Source organism: Burkholderia savannae (assembly GCF_001524445.2).
In the GTDB taxonomy this organism is placed as follows: domain Bacteria; phylum Pseudomonadota; class Gammaproteobacteria; order Burkholderiales; family Burkholderiaceae; genus Burkholderia; species Burkholderia savannae.
This window is the reverse complement of sequence record NZ_CP013417.1, coordinates 2,874,563-2,890,439: the sequence shown is the minus strand read 5'-3', so window position 1 is coordinate 2,890,439 and position 15,877 is coordinate 2,874,563. Positions and strand designations below refer to the sequence as shown.

Sequence of the window (15,877 nt, the reverse complement as noted above, 5' to 3'; positions counted from 1 at the left end):
CGCTTGAAACGTCGCGAGGTGGCATGCGACTTGCCTGATTCGGCGGGAAGGCTGTAACCCGTTCGCCGGGCAATCTGACTACAGGAGGGTAAGCCGTAATGAGCAGATTGATCGTGGTATCGAATCGCGTGGCGGCCGGCCAGGATGCGCGTCCGACCGCGGGCGGGCTGGCGGTCGGCGTGCTCGACGCGCTGAAGGAGACGGGCGGCGTCTGGTTCGGCTGGAACGGCGAGATCGCCGGCGCGCCCGAGGCGCCCGTGATCGAGCGGGACGGCAACGTGACCTACGCGACCGTCGGCCTCACCCGCCGCGACTACGACCAGTACTACCGCGGCTTCTCGAACGCCACGCTCTGGCCCGTGTTCCACTATCGCGGGGATCTCGCGCGCTTCGATCGCCAGGAATACGCGGGCTATCTGCGCGTGAACTGCGCGCTCGCGAAGCATCTGCGCGAGCTCGTGCAGCCCGACGACATCATCTGGGTGCACGACTACCACCTGCTGCCGTTCGCGCATTGCCTGCGCGAGCTCGGCGTGAAGAATCCGATCGGCTTCTTTCTGCACATTCCGTTCCCGTCGTCCGAGGTCCTACGCACCGTCCCGCCGCACGAAGAGCTGATGAAGTTCATGTGCGCGTACGACGTCGTCGGCTTGCAGACGGAAAACGACAAGCAGGCGTTCGTCGACTACATCGAACGGCGCGGGCTCGGCACGTCGAGCGAGGACGGGATACTGCACGCGCACGGCCGCGTCGTGAAGGTCGCCGCGTATCCGATCGGCATCTATCCGGACGCGATCGGCAAGGCGGCCGTCGAATACGGCTCGCGCAAGGCGGTGAAGGCGCTGCGCGACACGATGGGCGAGCGCAAGCTCGTGATCAGCGTCGATCGTCTCGACTACTCGAAGGGCCTCGTCGAGCGCTTCCAGGCGTTCGAGCGGATGCTCGCGAACGCGCCCGGCTGGCAGGGGCGCGTGTCGCTCGTGCAGATCGCGCCGCCGACCCGCTCCGACGTGCAGACCTATCAGCGCATCCGGCAGACGCTCGAAGGCGAGGCGGGGCGCATCAACGGCCGCTTCGCGCAGCTCGACTGGACGCCGATCCAGTACCTGAACCGCAAGTACGAGCGCAATCTGCTGATGGCGCTGTTCCGGCTGTCGCAGGTCGGCTACGTGACGCCGCTGCGCGACGGGATGAATCTCGTCGCGAAGGAGTACGTCGCGTCGCAGGATTCGAACGATCCGGGCGTGCTCGTGCTGTCCGAATTCGCGGGCGCCGCGGCCGAGCTGCCGGGCGCGTTGCTCGTGAACCCGTTCGACCTGTCGCAGATGGCGGAGTCGCTCGAGCGCGCGCTCGCGATGCCGCTCGAGGAGCGGCAGGCGCGCCACGCGGAGAACATCGAGCGGCTGCGCGGCAACGATCTGTCGGTGTGGCGCGATTCGTTCCTCGCGGATCTGCGCAGCGTCGCGACGGCCGCGTCGGTCACGCAGCGCGCGGGGCGGCGCGTCGCGAATGCTTGACGCGGGCGCCGACGCGCGCGCGGGCGAACCGGGCACCGACGCTGATGCCGATGCCGATGCCGCGGTCGCGCGTTTTTTCGTGATTACGGGCGGGCCGGGCTCGGGCAAGAGCACGCTGATCGATGCGCTCGAAGCGCGCGGCTGCGCGCGCTCGCACGAAGCCGGGCGCGGCGTGATCCAGGATCAGACGGCGATCGGCGGACATGCGCTGCCGTGGCGCGATCGCGCCGCGTTCGCCGAATTGATGCTCGGTTGGGAAATGCGCTCGCATCATCTCGCGCGTCGCGCGCGCGGGCCGGTGTTCTTCGATCGCGGCGTGCCCGACGTGATCGGCTATCTGACGCTGTCCGCGCTGCCCGTTCCCGCGCATCTCGCCGCGGCCGCCGAGCGGTTTCGCTATTGCCGCGACGTGTTCATCGCGCCGCCGTGGCCGGAGATCTATGTGCAGGATGCCGAACGCAAGCAGGATTACGCGCAGGCGGTGCGCACTTACGACACGATGGTCGACACCTACGCGGCGTGCGGGTATCGGCTGATCGAACTGCCGCGCGCGAGCGTCGACGAGCGTTGCCGCTTCGTTCTCGATTTCGTCGCGGCGGCGGCGTGACCGCCGCCGCGATTCTTGCCTCTTCTTTCCGGCATCAACGGGCGAGCGCGCCGATCGACGCCGCATCGGCACGCTCGCCCGCCTCGCCCTCGCTTCGGTTTCCTTCCTGATTGCCGCCGTCGTTCGGGTATTTCACTGAATGCGGCCGCGCCGCTCACGCGTGGCGGTGCGTCGGTTGCTGCGCGCCGTTGAACGGCTCGGGCGTGCGGGTCGGATCGAAGTCCGCCCAGCGGCCCGACTGCCAGCGCCCGGTCGCGCGCTCGATGTCGCTGCCGCCCGCATCGGCGAGCACGCGCGCGGCGTCGGCTTGGGAGTCGGCCGTCACGTGTACGGCGACGAGCATTCCGGACGAGCGCATCTCGTGATGGATCGCCTCGTGCGCGAGCTCGCGCGCATGCGCGCGCGTGAAGTCCTCCTTGTGCATCATCCGGCCGAGCCATCCGCCGAGATACGCGCCCACGCCCGCCGCACAGATCGCGACGACGAGCGATGGCGTGAGGAGCGAGAACAGCGCGACGCCGAAGATCGCGCCTGCGACGGCGCCGATCGTCGTGCTGTGTCTCGCGTGTTGCAGCGCGCCGACGGGAGGCGGCGCGGCCGGGTGTTCCGCGTGGGACAGGTATTCGGATGACGGTCGCGCGTGCTGGCCGCGCGGATTGACGAAGAACAGACTGACATCCTCGGCGACGAAGCCGCTTTCGAGAAGCCGCTTGGCGGCGGTCTCGGCGGCGCGCTGCGTCGTGAAGCGTGCTGCGACGATCAATGACATGGCGCCCTCCTGACGGTTGCGTGAAGACCAACCGAAGCCCGTCGCCGGAACGGCGGACGCGCTCGATTCGCGGCGCGGGCATGTATTGGACAGGCGGCGAGGTAAGGAGTGCTGGCCGAGGCGGGGCGTGCGTGCGGAATCGGGCGACGACGGCCGGAGGGCGGGCGGAGATTTAGCGGGGTAGGAACGTGGAGCCGTCGCGCGGGTGTCGTTGGCGGCAGGGCGGTGGGCGCTTCGCGCGGCGGTCATGGGGCGGTCATGAGCCGGTCATGAGGGGCGGATCGTCCGAACGGCCGAGTCGACGAGGCCGCGCCGCGCTGCGAAAGTGGCGGGACGTTGAGGGCCGGATGCGCGGCGACGGATCGCGGGAGAGCGCGGGATGAACAGGCGATGCGGGCGGATGGCGCTTCGGCGCGGAGGCGACGAAACCGGCCGGGAAACGGCGTGCGGCGGGCCGCGCATCCACCACGGGGCCGACGGCCGCGGCGAGCGGCTTTGCGTTACCCCGCGGCGGCGGCCGTGTCGCGTTTCGCCCTGATTCTCATCAGGCTGACGGCGGCGGCGACGGCGGCGAACGCGGTCGCTGCATAGAGCGCGATCGTCGGCCCATGCTGCGGCGCGACGCCGAAGATCAGCGCGACGAGCGCGGCGCCGAGCGTCTGCCCGGTGAGCCGCGCGGTGCCGAGCATCCCGCTTGCGCCGCCCGCGCGTTCGCGCGGCGCGGACGACAGGATCGCGCGGTTGTTCGGCGACTGGAAGAGCCCGAAGCCCGCGCCGCAGAGCGCCATCCGCCAGACGATGTCGACGGGCGCCGGATGCGCGCCGATCGTTGCGAGCGCGAGGAGGCCGGATGCGAAGAGCGCGAGGCCGATGCCGCCCAGCGCGCCCGCCGAATAGCGGTCGGACAGCACGCCCGCGAGCGGCGCGGCGACCACGATGACGAGCGGCCACGGCGTCATGTAGAGCCCGGTCTGCACCTGCGAAAAGCCGAGCGTGTTCTGCAGCCAGAACGGCAGCGCGACGAACGCGAGCATCTGCGACGTGAACGACGCGACCGACGTGCCGATCGACAGCGCGAAGATCGGGATGCGCAGCAGATCGACGGGCAAAAGCGGCGCGGGCTGCGACAACTGGCGCCTGACGAAGAAGTAGCCGATGACGACGGCCGCGAGTGCGGTGGCCGCGACGTTCGCGCGATTCTCGCCGTGACCGAGCCCGTCGACGGAGACGATCAGCAGCCCGAACACGCACGCGTTCATCGCCGCGCCGATGAAGTCGTACGGCGCGTCGCGGCCCGGATTCACGGGCAGCGCGCGCAGGCTGCCGTACACGGCGGCGATGCCGATCGGCACGTTGATCGCGAAGAGCCACGGCCAGGGCGCGACGGCGAGCACCGCGGACGCGACGGTCGGCCCGACCGCCGACGACAGCGCGACGACCATGGCATTGATCGCGACGCCGCGCCCGAGCTGCGACGACGGATAGATCATCCGCACGAGCGCGGTATTCACGCTCATGATGCCGGCGGCGCCGAAGCCCTGGATCACGCGCAGCGTCGCGAGCGCGGGCAGCGTGCTCGACAGCGCGCAGCCGAGCGATGCCGCGGTGAAGAGCGCGAGCCCCGCGATGTAGACGCGCCGGTAGCCGATCCGGTCGCCGAGCGACGCGAGCGGCAGCAGCGAAATCGTGACGGCGAGCTGGTACGCGTTGACGATCCAGATCGATGCGGCGTCGGAGGCGCGCAGATCGCGGGCGATCGTCGGCAGCGCGACGTTCGCGATCGCGCCGTCGAGTACGGCGAGCGTGATGCCTAGCGCGACGCAGACGATCGCCCAGTAGCGTTGCGGGAGCGGCAGTCCGGAGTCGGCGTTCATGGCGGAAGCGATGGCGAGGCGAGGGAGCGGCGATTCGTTGCGGATGCAACCGCCGGCATGCGCGCAGCGGCGCGCGGCCGGTGGCGAAGGGCCGGGGGCGAGGCGCCCGGCCCGGACGGCGGCTCACTTCAGTTCGTAGAGACCGGTGTAAGTCGCCGAATCGACTTCGTTCAGATGGATCATGAAGCGGGCGACCGCGTTGGTCGTGTCCTTCGTGACGGGCAAGGTATCGACCTTCAGCGCGTGCAGCCGGAAGACGTAGCGGTGCGGCTTGTCGCCGCGCGGCGGCGCGGCGCCGCCGAAGCCTTCGTCGCCGTAGTCGTTGCGCACCTGGACGGCGCCTGCGGGCAGCGAAGCGCCGCCCGCGCCGCCCGCGCCTTGCGGCAGGTTCGTTGCGTCGACGGGGATGTTGACGACGGTCCAGTGCCAGAAGCCGCTGCCCGTCGGCGCGTCGGGATCGTAGACGGTGAGCGCGAGGCTCTTCGCATCGGCGGGCACGCCTTCCCAGTGAAGCGCGGGCGACCGGTTGCCGCCATCTACGCCGAAGCCTTCGTGGTGGTATTCCTGTGCCTTCGGCATGAAGCCGTTGGCCGGAAACTCGTCAGTCCAAAGCCGGAAATCAGCCATGGGGGCCTCCTTGTGAAGTTCGACAGAATGACGCTCGCGGCGCGGCAACGCATGCTCGCAAGCGTCGGCATGAGCCGATCGAGTGTATCACCGGCGCCCGAATCGTGAAGTCGGGCGGCGTGCGGGAGTGAAGGCGCGCGGCGACGCCTATCGTGCGTGGCGCGACGGTATGCGCAAGCGGTGCGGAAGCGCTTGCGGCACGAGTTGCTCGAAGCCGCGCGGGTAGGGACGCGGCTGCTCGGGATCGGGCAATCGGGCGATCGGGCGATGGGGTGATGGGGTGATGGGGTGGCGGAGCGCTCGAAAGCGCTGCGGCAGGGCATGATGCTCGTCGTCCGTCGCAGTAGGACGCCCGATCGATTGATCGGCCAATCGACGCATTCTGCCGGACGGGCTTGTTTCACGACGCACCGAACTCGCCCGCCAACCGCCGCCCGCCGCCCGCCAACCGCCAACCGCCCGAAGCGGCTCGCCCGCTGCCCGCGTGCTGTCGTCACGCCTCGAAATCGAGCCCGCCGAGCAGCACGAGCACTTCGGCCTGCGTGCGCGAGCCGAAGTCGATGCCGCGCGCGTTTTCCCAGGCCGGCAGCTTGAGTTTCAACGCCGCGAGATAGCGCTCGAAGCGCGCGGCGCCGTCCGGCGCCATCAGGCGCTCGATCTCGTCGGTGTCCCACGTGAGCACGATGTCGAGCGGATGAGCGTAGCCGCGCACGTGCTCGGCGTGCGGCGAGACGATCCGCACCTGCGTCGGATGGCCGTGACCGCCGTAGCCGACGACCTCGGTGTTCGCCCGTCGCTCGAGCAAGTCGCCGATTGCGCGCGCGATGCGCGGTGCGAACTCGGTATCGAATCGGCGAGCGGTGTGGGGGTTCATCGAGGGCGTCTCCTTTGTGCCAAAAATCGTAGCACGGCCCAGGCGGCGCGCGCGCGGATGTGACACGCGTAATTGCGCGTTACCACTTGCTGCATCTATTACGGCCGGCGGCGCCCACAATGGGCCTCGTCATGCACCACGTTTGGCGGAGTCCATCATGAAGAAGATCGCGGCAGTTCTGGTGACGGCGGGTAGTCTCGCGCTCGCGGGGCCGGCCGGCGCGCACGATCGCGGCGGCGACATCGTCGGCGCGCTGATCGGCGGCGCGGTGCTGGGCGCGATCGTCACGTCCGCGCTGAATCCCGCGCCGGCCGTCGCGTACTCGGCGCCCGTCTATCAGGCCCCGGCCTATCAGCCGGCGCAGTATCAACCCGCGCCGGCTTACGGCGCGCCGCCCGCGGGCTATTGCTACGATCAGTATCGACGCGCTTACGTCGATTGCGGCGCGCAAGCATACGATGGCGGCGGTTACGGCGCGTATGGCTACGCGCAGCCGCGGCCTGCCGGTTGGTGATGTGAGCGTCCCGCTTGAGCGGCGCGCCGATGCGCGGGCCGCCGCGCACGATCGGGCGGGCTTCGGTTCGATGCGGCGCGCATCGGATCACGCCGAAACCGCCGAAACCGAAACCGCCGAAGCGATGGGGCGGAGGAGCGTGTGGCCGTCGGATGATCGTAGGGCTCTGAAGACGACGGCAGTCGGCCGGCGGGTCGCCGAACAGAAGCGCGTCAAATGGACGTACGCCGCCAAATGCCGCGTCCGGGCGTTCCGCGAGACGCGCGCGATAGGTGACGCAGCGGCGGGTGACGCAGCGGCGCTGCGCTAGACGGGCGGCCGCGGCCGCCCGCCCATTGACGGGCCGCGCGACAGCGTCACCGACGCCCCGAGCATCCCTCACGCGAACCCGAACCGAACGGCGGCGCCATGAGCGCACGTGAGCGCGCCCGTCGCGATCAACCGGACCATGGCCAGCCCGGTCGCGCTGCTTCCTTTCTCGATACAACTCGTTGCAAATCCACGGTTGGCGTCAGTGCCTTCCGCCACGGCCACCGCCGTGGCCGCCGCCGCCCGGCCAATCGTTGCCCCCGCGGACATTGCGCCCGCCAGCCGGGCCACGACCGCCTTGCCAGCCATTGCCGCGACCGCCGCGCCACTGGTCGCCGCCTCGCCAGCGGTCGTCGCCGCGCCAATGGTCGCGGTCCCGCCATCCGCCGCCGCCCCAGATGTTCACCGTTCCGTACACGGGCGCGTAGCCTGGCACGTACGCGTAGTCGCCCGGATAATACGGTTGCGCGTAGCCATAGCCGTAACCGTTGTCCGGCACGGCGACGCAACCGGCAAGGAGCGCAGCGGCCCCGAGCGAAGCGACGAGTTTCAGCATGACTTTCTCCCTTCTCCCTGTTTTCACTGCCGTTTGCATTGTGATTCGCTCGAACTCGCTTGGTGCGAAGCGAATTGTGTCTGCACATTACAATCACGTAAGCAGTCGCAGTGCGGAAGCCGGCTGTGCGCCGCGCTTCCGTTCAATTCAATCACTCATCAGGAGCACCGTATGAAATCAGCCTCTCGCTTGGCCGCCTGGGCGGCGTGCGCCGCATTCGTCGGCTTCTCCGGCGTCGCGGCGGCGGCGAGCGCCGCGACGCCCGCCGCGGGCGTCGATCCCGCGTCCGCGCCCACGCCGTCCGCGGAAGACATCAAGATGTTCCCGGCCGCCCAGGCGGGGCAGAAGCGCGAGGTGATCGTGCTGCCGGCCGAAAAGCTGGAGGACGACATTCGCGTCGAACTGGTGATCGGCAAGAAGATCAAGGTCGATTGCAACCAGCACTGGTTCGGCGGCGAACTCAAGCACGAGACGGTCAAGGGTTGGGGCTATCCGTATTACGTGCTCGCCGACGTGAAGGGGCCGGCCGGCACGTTGATGGCGTGCCCGGGCCAGGAAGCGCAGGAGGCGTTCGTGCCCGTGCGCGGCGGCGGCTACCTGTTGCGCTACAACAGCCGTCTGCCGATCGTCGTGTACGTGCCGAACGAGTTCGAGGTTCGATACCGGTTGTGGTACGGCTCGAACGAAGTGGCGCGCGCGGTCGAGAAGTAAGCCGCGCCGTGTCCGTCGATCCGGAGCCGCGGCGGCGGCCGCACGCGATGCGTGCGGCGCGCGGACCGCGGCGCCCCGGCGCGCGCAAGCGAAGGCATCACGGCATCGAGCACGTGAGCCAGTTGCGGATTTTTCGCGCGTCCGCAAGATGGTCGCTCGGCCCCGGCGCGCCGAGCAGCACGATGTCGACCGGGCGTCCGCGCACCGCGTAGCGGAGCACGACGCAATGGCCGGCTTCGTTGATGAAGCCCGTCTTCTGCAGCACGATGCTTGAATCGCCGGCGCGCACGAGCGCATCCGAATTCACGTACTGGAGCTGGCCGCGGCCGGGGAAGACCGTCTTCGACGTATCGGTCGAGAACGTCTTGATGCGCGGATAGCGGTTCGCCGCGGCGACGAGCCGCGACAAATCGCGCGCCGTCGACACGTTGCGCGGCGACAGCCCGGTCGCGTTGACGAAGTGCGTACGCTTCATGCCGAGCGTGCGCGCCTTGCGGTTCATCGCGGCGACGAACGCGGGCCGTCCGCCTGGATAGTCGCGCGACAGCGCCGCCGCCGCGCGGTTTTCCGACGACATCAGCGCGATGTGCAGCATGTCGCGGCGCGACAGCACCGAGCCGACTTTCAGCCGCGATCCCGTGAATTTCTCGTAGTCGCGGTCCTGCGCGCTCACGCGCAGCGGCCGCGACATCGGCGCGCGCGTGTCGAGCGCGACCATCGACGTCATCAGTTTCGTGATCGACGCAATCGGCACGACACGGTTCGCGTTCTTCTCGATCAGCACCGCGCCCGTCCGTTCGTCGACGACGTAGGCTGCGCGCGAACGTAACAGGCTGCGTGACGCGGCCGTGTAGCCGCAGCTCGCGAGCAGCTTCGGCTTCTCGGCCGCGACGACGGCGCGGTGCGGCGCGCGCTGGCGCTTGCGCGTCGGCTGATGCGCAAGCGCGGTCGAACGCGCGCGATGCCCGGTCTTGCGGTGGAGCGCCATGCGCTTTTGCTTCGCATGCGGATGACGATGCCGCGCGCGGGCGGCGCGCTTGACGTGCTTCACCGGCTTCGCATGAGCGCTGCGCGCGACGCGACAGGCGCTGCCGTGCGCGGCCGACGTGCGAGCGCAGGCCTTTCCCGCCGCATGGGCGGGCGACGCGAGCGCGACGCACAGAACGGACGCGAACCAGACGACGCAGACGGCGGACATCAGACGGACGAGAAAGTGACGGGTGCGCGGACGATGCGGCGTGGAGGGCATGGCGATCGGGAGCGGAGTGGGAGTCGGGCGAACGTGTCGCGCGATAGGACAGCGGAGCGGCCGGGAAATTCGCGGCGTCGGCGATTTCGATGGCTGCGGCGGAGTTCGACGGAAGGCGCCGCGCGAGCGGCGGCGAAGGATGGAGAGCGCGAGGCGACGCCTGCGCGTGCGGGCGCGCGTCACTCCCAGATGCCGCGCACGGCGACCGCGACGATCACCGGCACCGAGAAGACGAGCGGAATTGCGAAATACGGCGCTTCGCGGTCGACGAGCCACGTGTAGATCACCCATGCCGCGCCGAGGCCGAACGTGACGAGGCCGATTAGCGCGGCGAAGATGTTCAGCACGAGGTTCGACGGGCGTCTGCGTTGCTGGGTGGCGGGATCGGGCGGAGTGGTTTTCATCGCGATTCGGAAGGCTTCGTGGCGGCCGCGCGCAGGCGGCTCGCGGCGGTCGGGCGGTGGCCGACGCGCCCGCATGGTGCGCAGGGCGACGCTCGGTCGCCCTCGTCGGCTTTGCGCGCGGCCTCCGGAGGAGCGTCGGATCGACGGCAATCATCGCAGCAAAGCGCGCGGCCTTGCAAGGCACGCATCGCGCGCGCCAGCCGGCAGCGCGGATGTCGATGGCGGTTCGAACGGAGCGCGACATGGATTCGGCCGCGATGAACGCGCGCTTCGATGTCGAGGCGCCAGCGGATTCGCCGACATTCGGGGGGCAGAGGATCTGATGCGCCGCAGGTCGACGCCGACATGAAGCGATGCGAGTCCATCGCGCCGACGATGCCGAATCGCGGCACGAACATCTGCTTGTTCAAGCTCGCCTCGATTGGCGCGTCGAGCGTTTCCTTCCGCTGTCCCACCCGGAATTCGGGCCGCCGGATGCGCGCCGGCAGCGCGGCAGCGCTTTCCGTTTGGCTCGCGCCGTTGCCGCTCGCTCGATGTCGTTCATTCGGGCAATCGCTTTGATTGCTCGAACGCCGAGCCCCGCGAATCGAGCGGCGACGGACATTGCACAAGAGCATGTGAACGGCAAGGCATTCAATCGAAGTCGAGGCGGGCGCCGGTCGCGACACGATGCGGGCATTTATTGCGCGTTTTCGCGCCGAAGCCGAACGGTTGCTCGCCTGCTCGCCGCGCGGCGGAACTTGCCGACCGGGCTTGCGTCTCATTCGAAACGAATTTTCCCGGGGGCATTCATGATCATTCGACATTATCGTTCGACCGCTCGCCGCGCGGCGCTCGCCGTCCTGGTTGCCGGCATCGCGGGTGCGGCGGCGGCCGCCGACGAGCCGGCGCAGACGCCGACTTTTTCCGAGGCCATCGCGCAGAGCGCGCATCGCGCCGAGTGGCAGCGGATGATCGCCAGCGAGAAGCGAGTGCCGGAATGGCTCGCAAGCGACAACCGGGTCAGCTCGCCGTACCGGCGCGAGCAGGTCGAGGGCGCGTCGTATCTGGTGGGCTGGATGTGCAAGCCGCACGATTGCGCGGCCAATCAGTTCTACGGCGTGATCGACGAGGATTCTCATCGGGTGTGGGGGATGCTGGTGACGCTGCCGGAGACGCCGGGCGCATACGACGCGCCGAGCAAGTACGCGAGCTTCCGCTGGTTCGGCATGCCGGACGAACGGATGAAGGCGTATCTGCAGGATCAATTGAAGCAGGACCCGAACTGGAAGTGATGCGGAACGCGCGGCCCCGGACGGATGAATGGTCGAACGGGGCCGCAGATGATCGCCGATCGGAGTGCGCGCGGTCTGGTTGCGGAGGGGGCGTGCTTTTTGCCTGAGCCGATCAATCCGTTTGGCGGCGATGCGTGACGGGCGAGGGGCGCCTTGCGGATCTGGCCGCGCGATGACCGAGCGTTATGGAGTGGTCTGTAGCCCCGACAGCGTCCGGTCATGATCCCTTACTGGAAGACCGCGCGAGAGCGCCGGAGGATTTGCTTCGCCGTCTCGCGTATCCCGCGTGCCTCGGCTTCGCGAACGATGCTCAGCATGTGCGGCGAATCGATCTCCGCGATCGGGCGAGCGCCGATCTTCCGAAACACGTCGACCTCAAGCGAATTCAGCACCTTCTCCGCGTAGCCGTCGCTCCAGCCCGGACGCTGGGAGCCGTACCACTCGCGCGCTACTGCCTCGAATGAGTTTGCCGCCGCGATTTCGGCGGCCCGTTTTGCGTCCTTCTTCGCTTCGCCCGGATCGATGCCGGCCGCGATCTGTTCGCGGGCCTCGTCGCACTTCTTCCGTGCCGTCGCGAGCGTGACGGCCGGATAGGCGCCTAGGGTGAGCGTTTTCTGTTTGCCGAGGAAGCGCTAGGACAAACGCCGGTACTTCGCGCCGTTCGGTTGGACGAGCAAGAACATTCCGTTGCCGTCCGTGAGTTTGTACGGGGCCGCGCTGGCCTTCGCGTTCCGTACCTGCACGGCGTGAGCGGCATTGTTGGTATCTCTGTTGTTGGTATCGGCTGATACCAGCAAAAAATACCAACACTTTCTCCGGCTGTCGCGGAGCAACCTTGGGTAACGATGGGAGCTAGAAGGCCGCCAGACGGGCCCGAGCGGGGGATTTCTTGTGAATCTTGGGGATGGCTGGGAGCATGACTGGTCCCCCCGACAGGAATCGAACCTGTATCTAGCGCTTAGGAGGCGCTTGTTCTATCCATTGAACTACGGGGAGCGGATAGTTTGAGCGGATGGACCGGCGCTTTGTGAGTCAGGCGCCTAGCCTTGTTCCGCTTGCCTTTCCAGGATTGTGCCTGCTCGCGGATGACGCGAAATGACGGGCGGTGAAGCACGGCTCAATACCCTCGCTGCTACAACACAATCGCTACAAATCGACCTTGTAGCTCCGTGCGTTATCGCCGCATTGCGATAGTGCACGGACGGGGGCATGCATGCTTCGATCCTGAAGATCGGCGATCGCTGGCGGGCCCAGGTCCTCAGCCCTCAGGACCGTCAGCGAGGGTAGACGAGTATACCAAAGACTTTTCGAACAAAGGAGGCCGCGAGGCTTGGGCGCGCGATATCGAGTCCGGGATCGCTTTCGTTTGCCTCATGCGCCGAGCATCGCGCGACCAACTCTCGATCGTTTGCCGTTGATCGGGCCGGGAAAGCAATGCTGCGACGCCCCGGGGCCTGATGAGATCGTCGAGATATTCGGGCGGTTCGCTGAGCATCCGCAGCGGAAGCAGGCCGCGCCCGACGTCATTCGCGTCGCAACGAACGGCGCGTTTCATCACGGAGAACGGTTCCGTTTGACCGTGGTCTCGATCGACCCCGGTGGGTCGGCGAGCGTGCGCTTGCTTGACTGCGCGACGCGAGGTGTCCGCGCATTCGATTCGAACGCCTCGCCGTCATAGGCGAGGCGTTTGTCGAAATCGTCTCCGCGCCATCCGCCGGCGACAGCGTCGAACGCTTTGTGCTTGACGCCGCCAAGCGCCAACCGCATGCGCCGCGAGCAGCGACCAGCGAGCAAAGGCGTCGGAGCCGGCGGCCTTTCAACTCGGAGCCGACCGTGTTTGGCCACCTACATGCGATCGAGCGACAAAGCGCAAACATTCTTGTCGGGCGGGCAGTATTCGGCGAGCCGGCTCCGCGCGCTGTCGTAGTCCTTTTGCTGCTCGGGTGTCAAATTTCCTAGCCCGATTCTTTCATAGGCCTGCGTCAAGCCGAAATAGGCCCAGCTGTTGCCTCTGAAACTCGTGTACGCGTTGTGTTCCGGGTCGTCGTCGCCGAGCGACGCGTGGAGCGTCTTGATCGCCTTGTCGTATTGGCCTAGGCCGATCTGGAGCGCGGCCAGGGTTTGCCCGACCGGAACCATCCAGTAAGGCGGCTCGTCGTAGTTCATCTTGTCCTGCTGCTTGACGGAGCGTTCGAGAATGCGCACCCCGCGTTGCGCGTCGTCTTTCATCTGGTCGATCCGCGCGCGCGCGACCGATTGCATGATCTGTGCCGTCTGGCTGTTCATCACTTCGTCGGGCCGCTCTTTCCTGAAGGCGATCACGTCCTTTACAAGTTTCGCGTACGCACGTTGCGCGCCGCGAACATCGTGTTTGCGGACGTATGCAAGCGCTCGTGCGTAATTCCAGGAAACGCTTGCAAAGCGCCAGTCCTTTTCTGTCCCGTGCGGCGGCGGCTGCCGGATGATCTCGTCCGGCGACATGAAATACGGCAGCGATTGGTAATAGACGCCGCGATAACGGTCGGTCCGGAACGTAATGCCTTCGCCTTCCGATTCCCGCAGGCGATCAGCCGTGGCATGCGCGTCGTCATTGGGTGCGGACATCGCGCAAGGCGCGCTCAGCGAAGCCACAAGGCCGATCGTTCCATACAGGCAAGCTTGCCTGAGCCGGTTCCGAAGGTTGCCGTCGCCGCAAGAACGCGAATGATTTTCGGTTGTTCCCATTGCATGCTCTCCCGGAAATTGAACGCCTCGCGCTGCCGTGCTGGCGAACCACTGTGCCGCGAGCCGATCTCAATGCCTCATTCGCGCGACATGCGCGCTCGCGGCGCGGACGTTGATCCGAGGCGGCGTGCCCGGACCGGTTGCGGCTGCCGTGCGAAGTCGACGGCCCGAACGGCGCGTTCTGCGCGGTGCGGCTGCCCGTAGCGCGCGGCGCGGGCAGCGATCACACCATGCGGGCGCGGCTCGCGCCCGCGGCACGAGCTGCCTGCGATGCAGCGCGCCGATCTCGACGAGGCTGAGCGCGCGAGCCGTTGGGCGCGCGTCGAACGCGCCCCGTGCATTGTCGAAGCCGATCACCGACGATGCGATCGCTCATCGCTCATCGCTCATCGCTCATCGCGCGTCACCGCTGCGGCACACACCATCCGAGCGCGAATCGAGCGTTCATCCCCGCTCGTTATTCCCCAACGGTCACTTTTCCGGTTATCGCGTCCACGAACACGAATTTCCTCGCCTGGCGGAGCCCCGAACCGAAAATATAGAGGGGGTTTCCTCGTTTGGGGCCGAGCGGATTGCGCAGCGTGACCGTATCGTATGCGCCTGTTTGCCCCGCTGCCTTCTTCGCGCGATCGGCCTCGTCCAGATCCAGCTTGACGGGCCATTCGATCACCACGTCTCCGACCCAGGGCGCTGGATAAAGCACGGGGGAACCGAATTCGTCGTAGCTTGTGGATTCGATGATGACCGTGTTGTTCTCGTCTTGAAACACGACTCGCAGTTTGTCGATTTGCTTGGGGTCAGTGGTCGGGCCGCCTGAGGCCACACCATCCACTTCATAGAGCTTGGCGTGCGGATACTGCTTGGTCACTTTGTTGATTGCGATAGTCACCCTTCCTTTGAAACCTAGAACAGTTGTCGACATGGTGGTTTTCTCCACTGAGCGGTAGGCTTCCTCAATATCGAGGGGCGTCGCGTGTCTTCAGGTCACGCCCAGCGTATTTAAGGTATCCGACGGCCGAAGTTCAACCTGGAAAATGTAGTGGGATTGCCGCAGGTTTGCCGGGCATCGCCGTTTCCGCGAGGGCGGCCTTGCGCGCGTGGCCGGGTGGAATCCGTTCCGCCGCGCGATGGCGGGAGCGCATTTGTTTCACGCGACCCAGGCGATCGACCAACGAGGCTTCGCCATCGTCGGCAAGCTGCGTGGTTCATTGTTGCGGGTTGGCGCACTGACAGGCGCTGCGATGACAGACGTGCAACACGCTCTGAGAACGTGGAAGACGCGCTTCCGCGCGAAATGGAGCCATTCGTGGTCGAGCTCGGTGAGAGTTTCACGTTCGCCGCGCGTCGGAAGCGGCGGCGGCACGGTGATGGCGCTCAAGTGGATGGCTACCTTCCTGCAACGTGACCCAGCCGAATGCGGCCATGACGGTCAGCAGGCCGAGCAGGAACGCGAGCGATAGAAATCTGCCGAGATTGCTGGCCGCTTCTCCCGTCGAGCTGGCGGGTGCTTGCCTGGATGATTCCGCCTGTGCCACGTTTTCTCCTCCCATGGTCGTCCGTATTGATTCGCTGCGTGTGCATCCGACGGGATTGTACGTTCCAAAATGGAACTTATAGGGCAGAGGAATGCTTTCAAACATCGCCGGGAACGCGTGATCCCGGCGAAGCGCGCTAGGACAGGGCGCGTGAAAGCGGGAGCGCCCGTTTCGAACAGCGCATCGGCCGAAAAAAACGCAGTCTTACGCGAATTCTTTCAACGCCGATGAACGTGCAGGAGGATGGGATGGGGCGCACGGCCGCCTTGTCCGGCGACCATTTCGGCGCGTGAACGGCCGCCCCCGAAGCGCATGAGTCTGGTTGCTTGCGAC

Annotated in this window: 18 protein-coding genes, 1 tRNA gene and 1 pseudogene; 6 read left to right on the top strand and 14 right to left on the bottom strand. The window is 67.1% G+C overall.

Annotated elements, in window-relative coordinates:
• Positions 1-98: 98 nt before the first annotated feature.
• Both otsA and WS78_RS14245 read left to right on the top strand, forming a co-directional pair.
• On the top strand, positions 99-1,517 hold the full coding sequence (gene otsA / locus WS78_RS14250) for an alpha,alpha-trehalose-phosphate synthase (UDP-forming) (protein WP_038753583.1): 1,419 nt from the start codon (positions 99-101) through the stop codon (positions 1,515-1,517).
• Positions 1,510-2,124, top strand: coding sequence for an AAA family ATPase (locus WS78_RS14245; RefSeq protein WP_038753586.1), 615 nt, complete (start codon positions 1,510-1,512; stop codon positions 2,122-2,124). The genes otsA and WS78_RS14245 overlap by 8 nt, the downstream gene beginning before the upstream one ends.
• 154 nt (positions 2,125-2,278) lie before the next feature.
• Here the strand turns inward: WS78_RS14245 and WS78_RS14240 are convergent, their stop codons facing one another.
• The 4 genes from WS78_RS14240 to WS78_RS14220 form a co-directional block, all read right to left on the bottom strand.
• Positions 2,279-2,893, bottom strand: coding sequence for a glycine zipper domain-containing protein (locus WS78_RS14240; RefSeq protein WP_059574723.1), 615 nt, complete (start codon positions 2,891-2,893; stop codon positions 2,279-2,281).
• Positions 2,894-3,393: 500 nt separating this feature from the next.
• Positions 3,394-4,767, bottom strand: coding sequence for an MFS transporter (locus WS78_RS14235; protein ID WP_038753592.1), 1,374 nt, complete (start codon positions 4,765-4,767; stop codon positions 3,394-3,396).
• Positions 4,768-4,890: 123 nt separating this feature from the next.
• Positions 4,891-5,394, bottom strand: a complete 504-nt coding sequence (locus tag WS78_RS14230; protein ID WP_038753594.1) for a YbhB/YbcL family Raf kinase inhibitor-like protein — start codon at positions 5,392-5,394, stop codon at positions 4,891-4,893.
• Between the two features lie 493 nt (positions 5,395-5,887).
• The gene (locus WS78_RS14220; protein WP_038753597.1) at positions 5,888-6,268 is read right to left on the bottom strand and encodes a DUF5594 family protein; all 381 of its coding nucleotides are present in this window, start codon (positions 6,266-6,268) and stop codon (positions 5,888-5,890) included.
• A 157-nt stretch (positions 6,269-6,425) separates the two neighbouring features.
• On the opposite strand from WS78_RS14220, the gene WS78_RS37090 reads away from it, so the two are divergent.
• Together WS78_RS37090 and WS78_RS37085 are read left to right on the top strand one after the other, a co-directional pair.
• On the top strand, positions 6,426-6,782 hold the full coding sequence (locus WS78_RS37090) for a hypothetical protein (protein ID WP_038753600.1): 357 nt from the start codon (positions 6,426-6,428) through the stop codon (positions 6,780-6,782).
• Positions 6,748-7,092 carry a hypothetical protein gene (locus tag WS78_RS37085; protein WP_161788700.1) on the top strand — a complete coding sequence of 115 codons (345 nt, stop codon included), beginning with the start codon at positions 6,748-6,750 and terminating at the stop codon, positions 7,090-7,092. Before WS78_RS37090 ends, WS78_RS37085 begins: the two co-directional genes overlap by 35 nt.
• Positions 7,093-7,293: 201 nt before the next feature.
• On the opposite strand, the gene WS78_RS14210 is transcribed toward WS78_RS37085, so the two are convergent.
• Positions 7,294-7,647, bottom strand: a complete 354-nt coding sequence (locus WS78_RS14210; protein WP_059574721.1) for a hypothetical protein — start codon at positions 7,645-7,647, stop codon at positions 7,294-7,296.
• Positions 7,648-7,818: 171 nt separating this feature from the next.
• On the opposite strand from WS78_RS14210, the gene eco reads away from it, so the two are divergent.
• Positions 7,819-8,358, top strand: a complete 540-nt coding sequence (gene eco / locus WS78_RS14205) for a serine protease inhibitor ecotin (RefSeq protein WP_038753609.1) — start codon at positions 7,819-7,821, stop codon at positions 8,356-8,358.
• A 97-nt stretch (positions 8,359-8,455) separates the two neighbouring features.
• Here the strand turns inward: eco and WS78_RS14195 are convergent, their stop codons facing one another.
• The 3 genes from WS78_RS14195 to WS78_RS14185 all read right to left on the bottom strand — a co-directional run bounded on the left by WS78_RS14195 (position 8,456) and on the right by WS78_RS14185 (position 10,775).
• Positions 8,456-9,607, bottom strand: a complete 1,152-nt coding sequence (locus tag WS78_RS14195) for a serine hydrolase (RefSeq protein WP_059574719.1) — start codon at positions 9,605-9,607, stop codon at positions 8,456-8,458.
• A gap of 179 nt (positions 9,608-9,786) precedes the next feature.
• Positions 9,787-10,011, bottom strand: a complete 225-nt coding sequence (locus WS78_RS14190; RefSeq protein ID WP_038753614.1) for a hypothetical protein — start codon at positions 10,009-10,011, stop codon at positions 9,787-9,789.
• Entirely contained in the window at positions 10,008-10,775 is a 768-nt protein-coding gene (locus WS78_RS14185; protein WP_145986798.1) for a hypothetical protein, read from the bottom strand. Before WS78_RS14185 ends, WS78_RS14190 begins: the two co-directional genes overlap by 4 nt.
• 27 nt (positions 10,776-10,802) lie before the next feature.
• On the opposite strand from WS78_RS14185, the gene WS78_RS14180 reads away from it, so the two are divergent.
• Entirely contained in the window at positions 10,803-11,285 is a 483-nt protein-coding gene (locus tag WS78_RS14180; protein ID WP_038753620.1) for an inhibitor of vertebrate lysozyme family protein, read from the top strand.
• Between the two features lie 230 nt (positions 11,286-11,515).
• Here WS78_RS14180 and WS78_RS38195 read toward each other — a convergent pair.
• From WS78_RS38195 to WS78_RS14145, 6 genes and pseudogenes are all read right to left on the bottom strand, one after another.
• Positions 11,516-12,042: pseudogene (locus WS78_RS38195) on the bottom strand (tyrosine-type recombinase/integrase); the annotation flags it as partial.
• A 164-nt stretch (positions 12,043-12,206) separates the two neighbouring features.
• Positions 12,207-12,281 (bottom strand) — tRNA-Arg (locus WS78_RS14170).
• Positions 12,282-12,839: 558 nt separating this feature from the next.
• Positions 12,840-13,052, bottom strand: coding sequence for a hypothetical protein (locus tag WS78_RS35895; protein WP_156437517.1), 213 nt, complete (start codon positions 13,050-13,052; stop codon positions 12,840-12,842).
• Positions 13,053-13,130: 78 nt separating this feature from the next.
• The gene (locus WS78_RS14160) at positions 13,131-14,009 is read right to left on the bottom strand and encodes a tetratricopeptide repeat protein (RefSeq protein ID WP_226377151.1); all 879 of its coding nucleotides are present in this window, start codon (positions 14,007-14,009) and stop codon (positions 13,131-13,133) included.
• A 457-nt stretch (positions 14,010-14,466) separates the two neighbouring features.
• Positions 14,467-14,946, bottom strand: a complete 480-nt coding sequence (locus tag WS78_RS14155) for a hypothetical protein (RefSeq protein WP_226377150.1) — start codon at positions 14,944-14,946, stop codon at positions 14,467-14,469.
• 391 nt (positions 14,947-15,337) lie between these two features.
• On the bottom strand, positions 15,338-15,649 hold the full coding sequence (locus WS78_RS14145) for a hypothetical protein (RefSeq protein ID WP_152611718.1): 312 nt from the start codon (positions 15,647-15,649) through the stop codon (positions 15,338-15,340).
• Positions 15,650-15,877 lie beyond the last annotated feature (228 nt).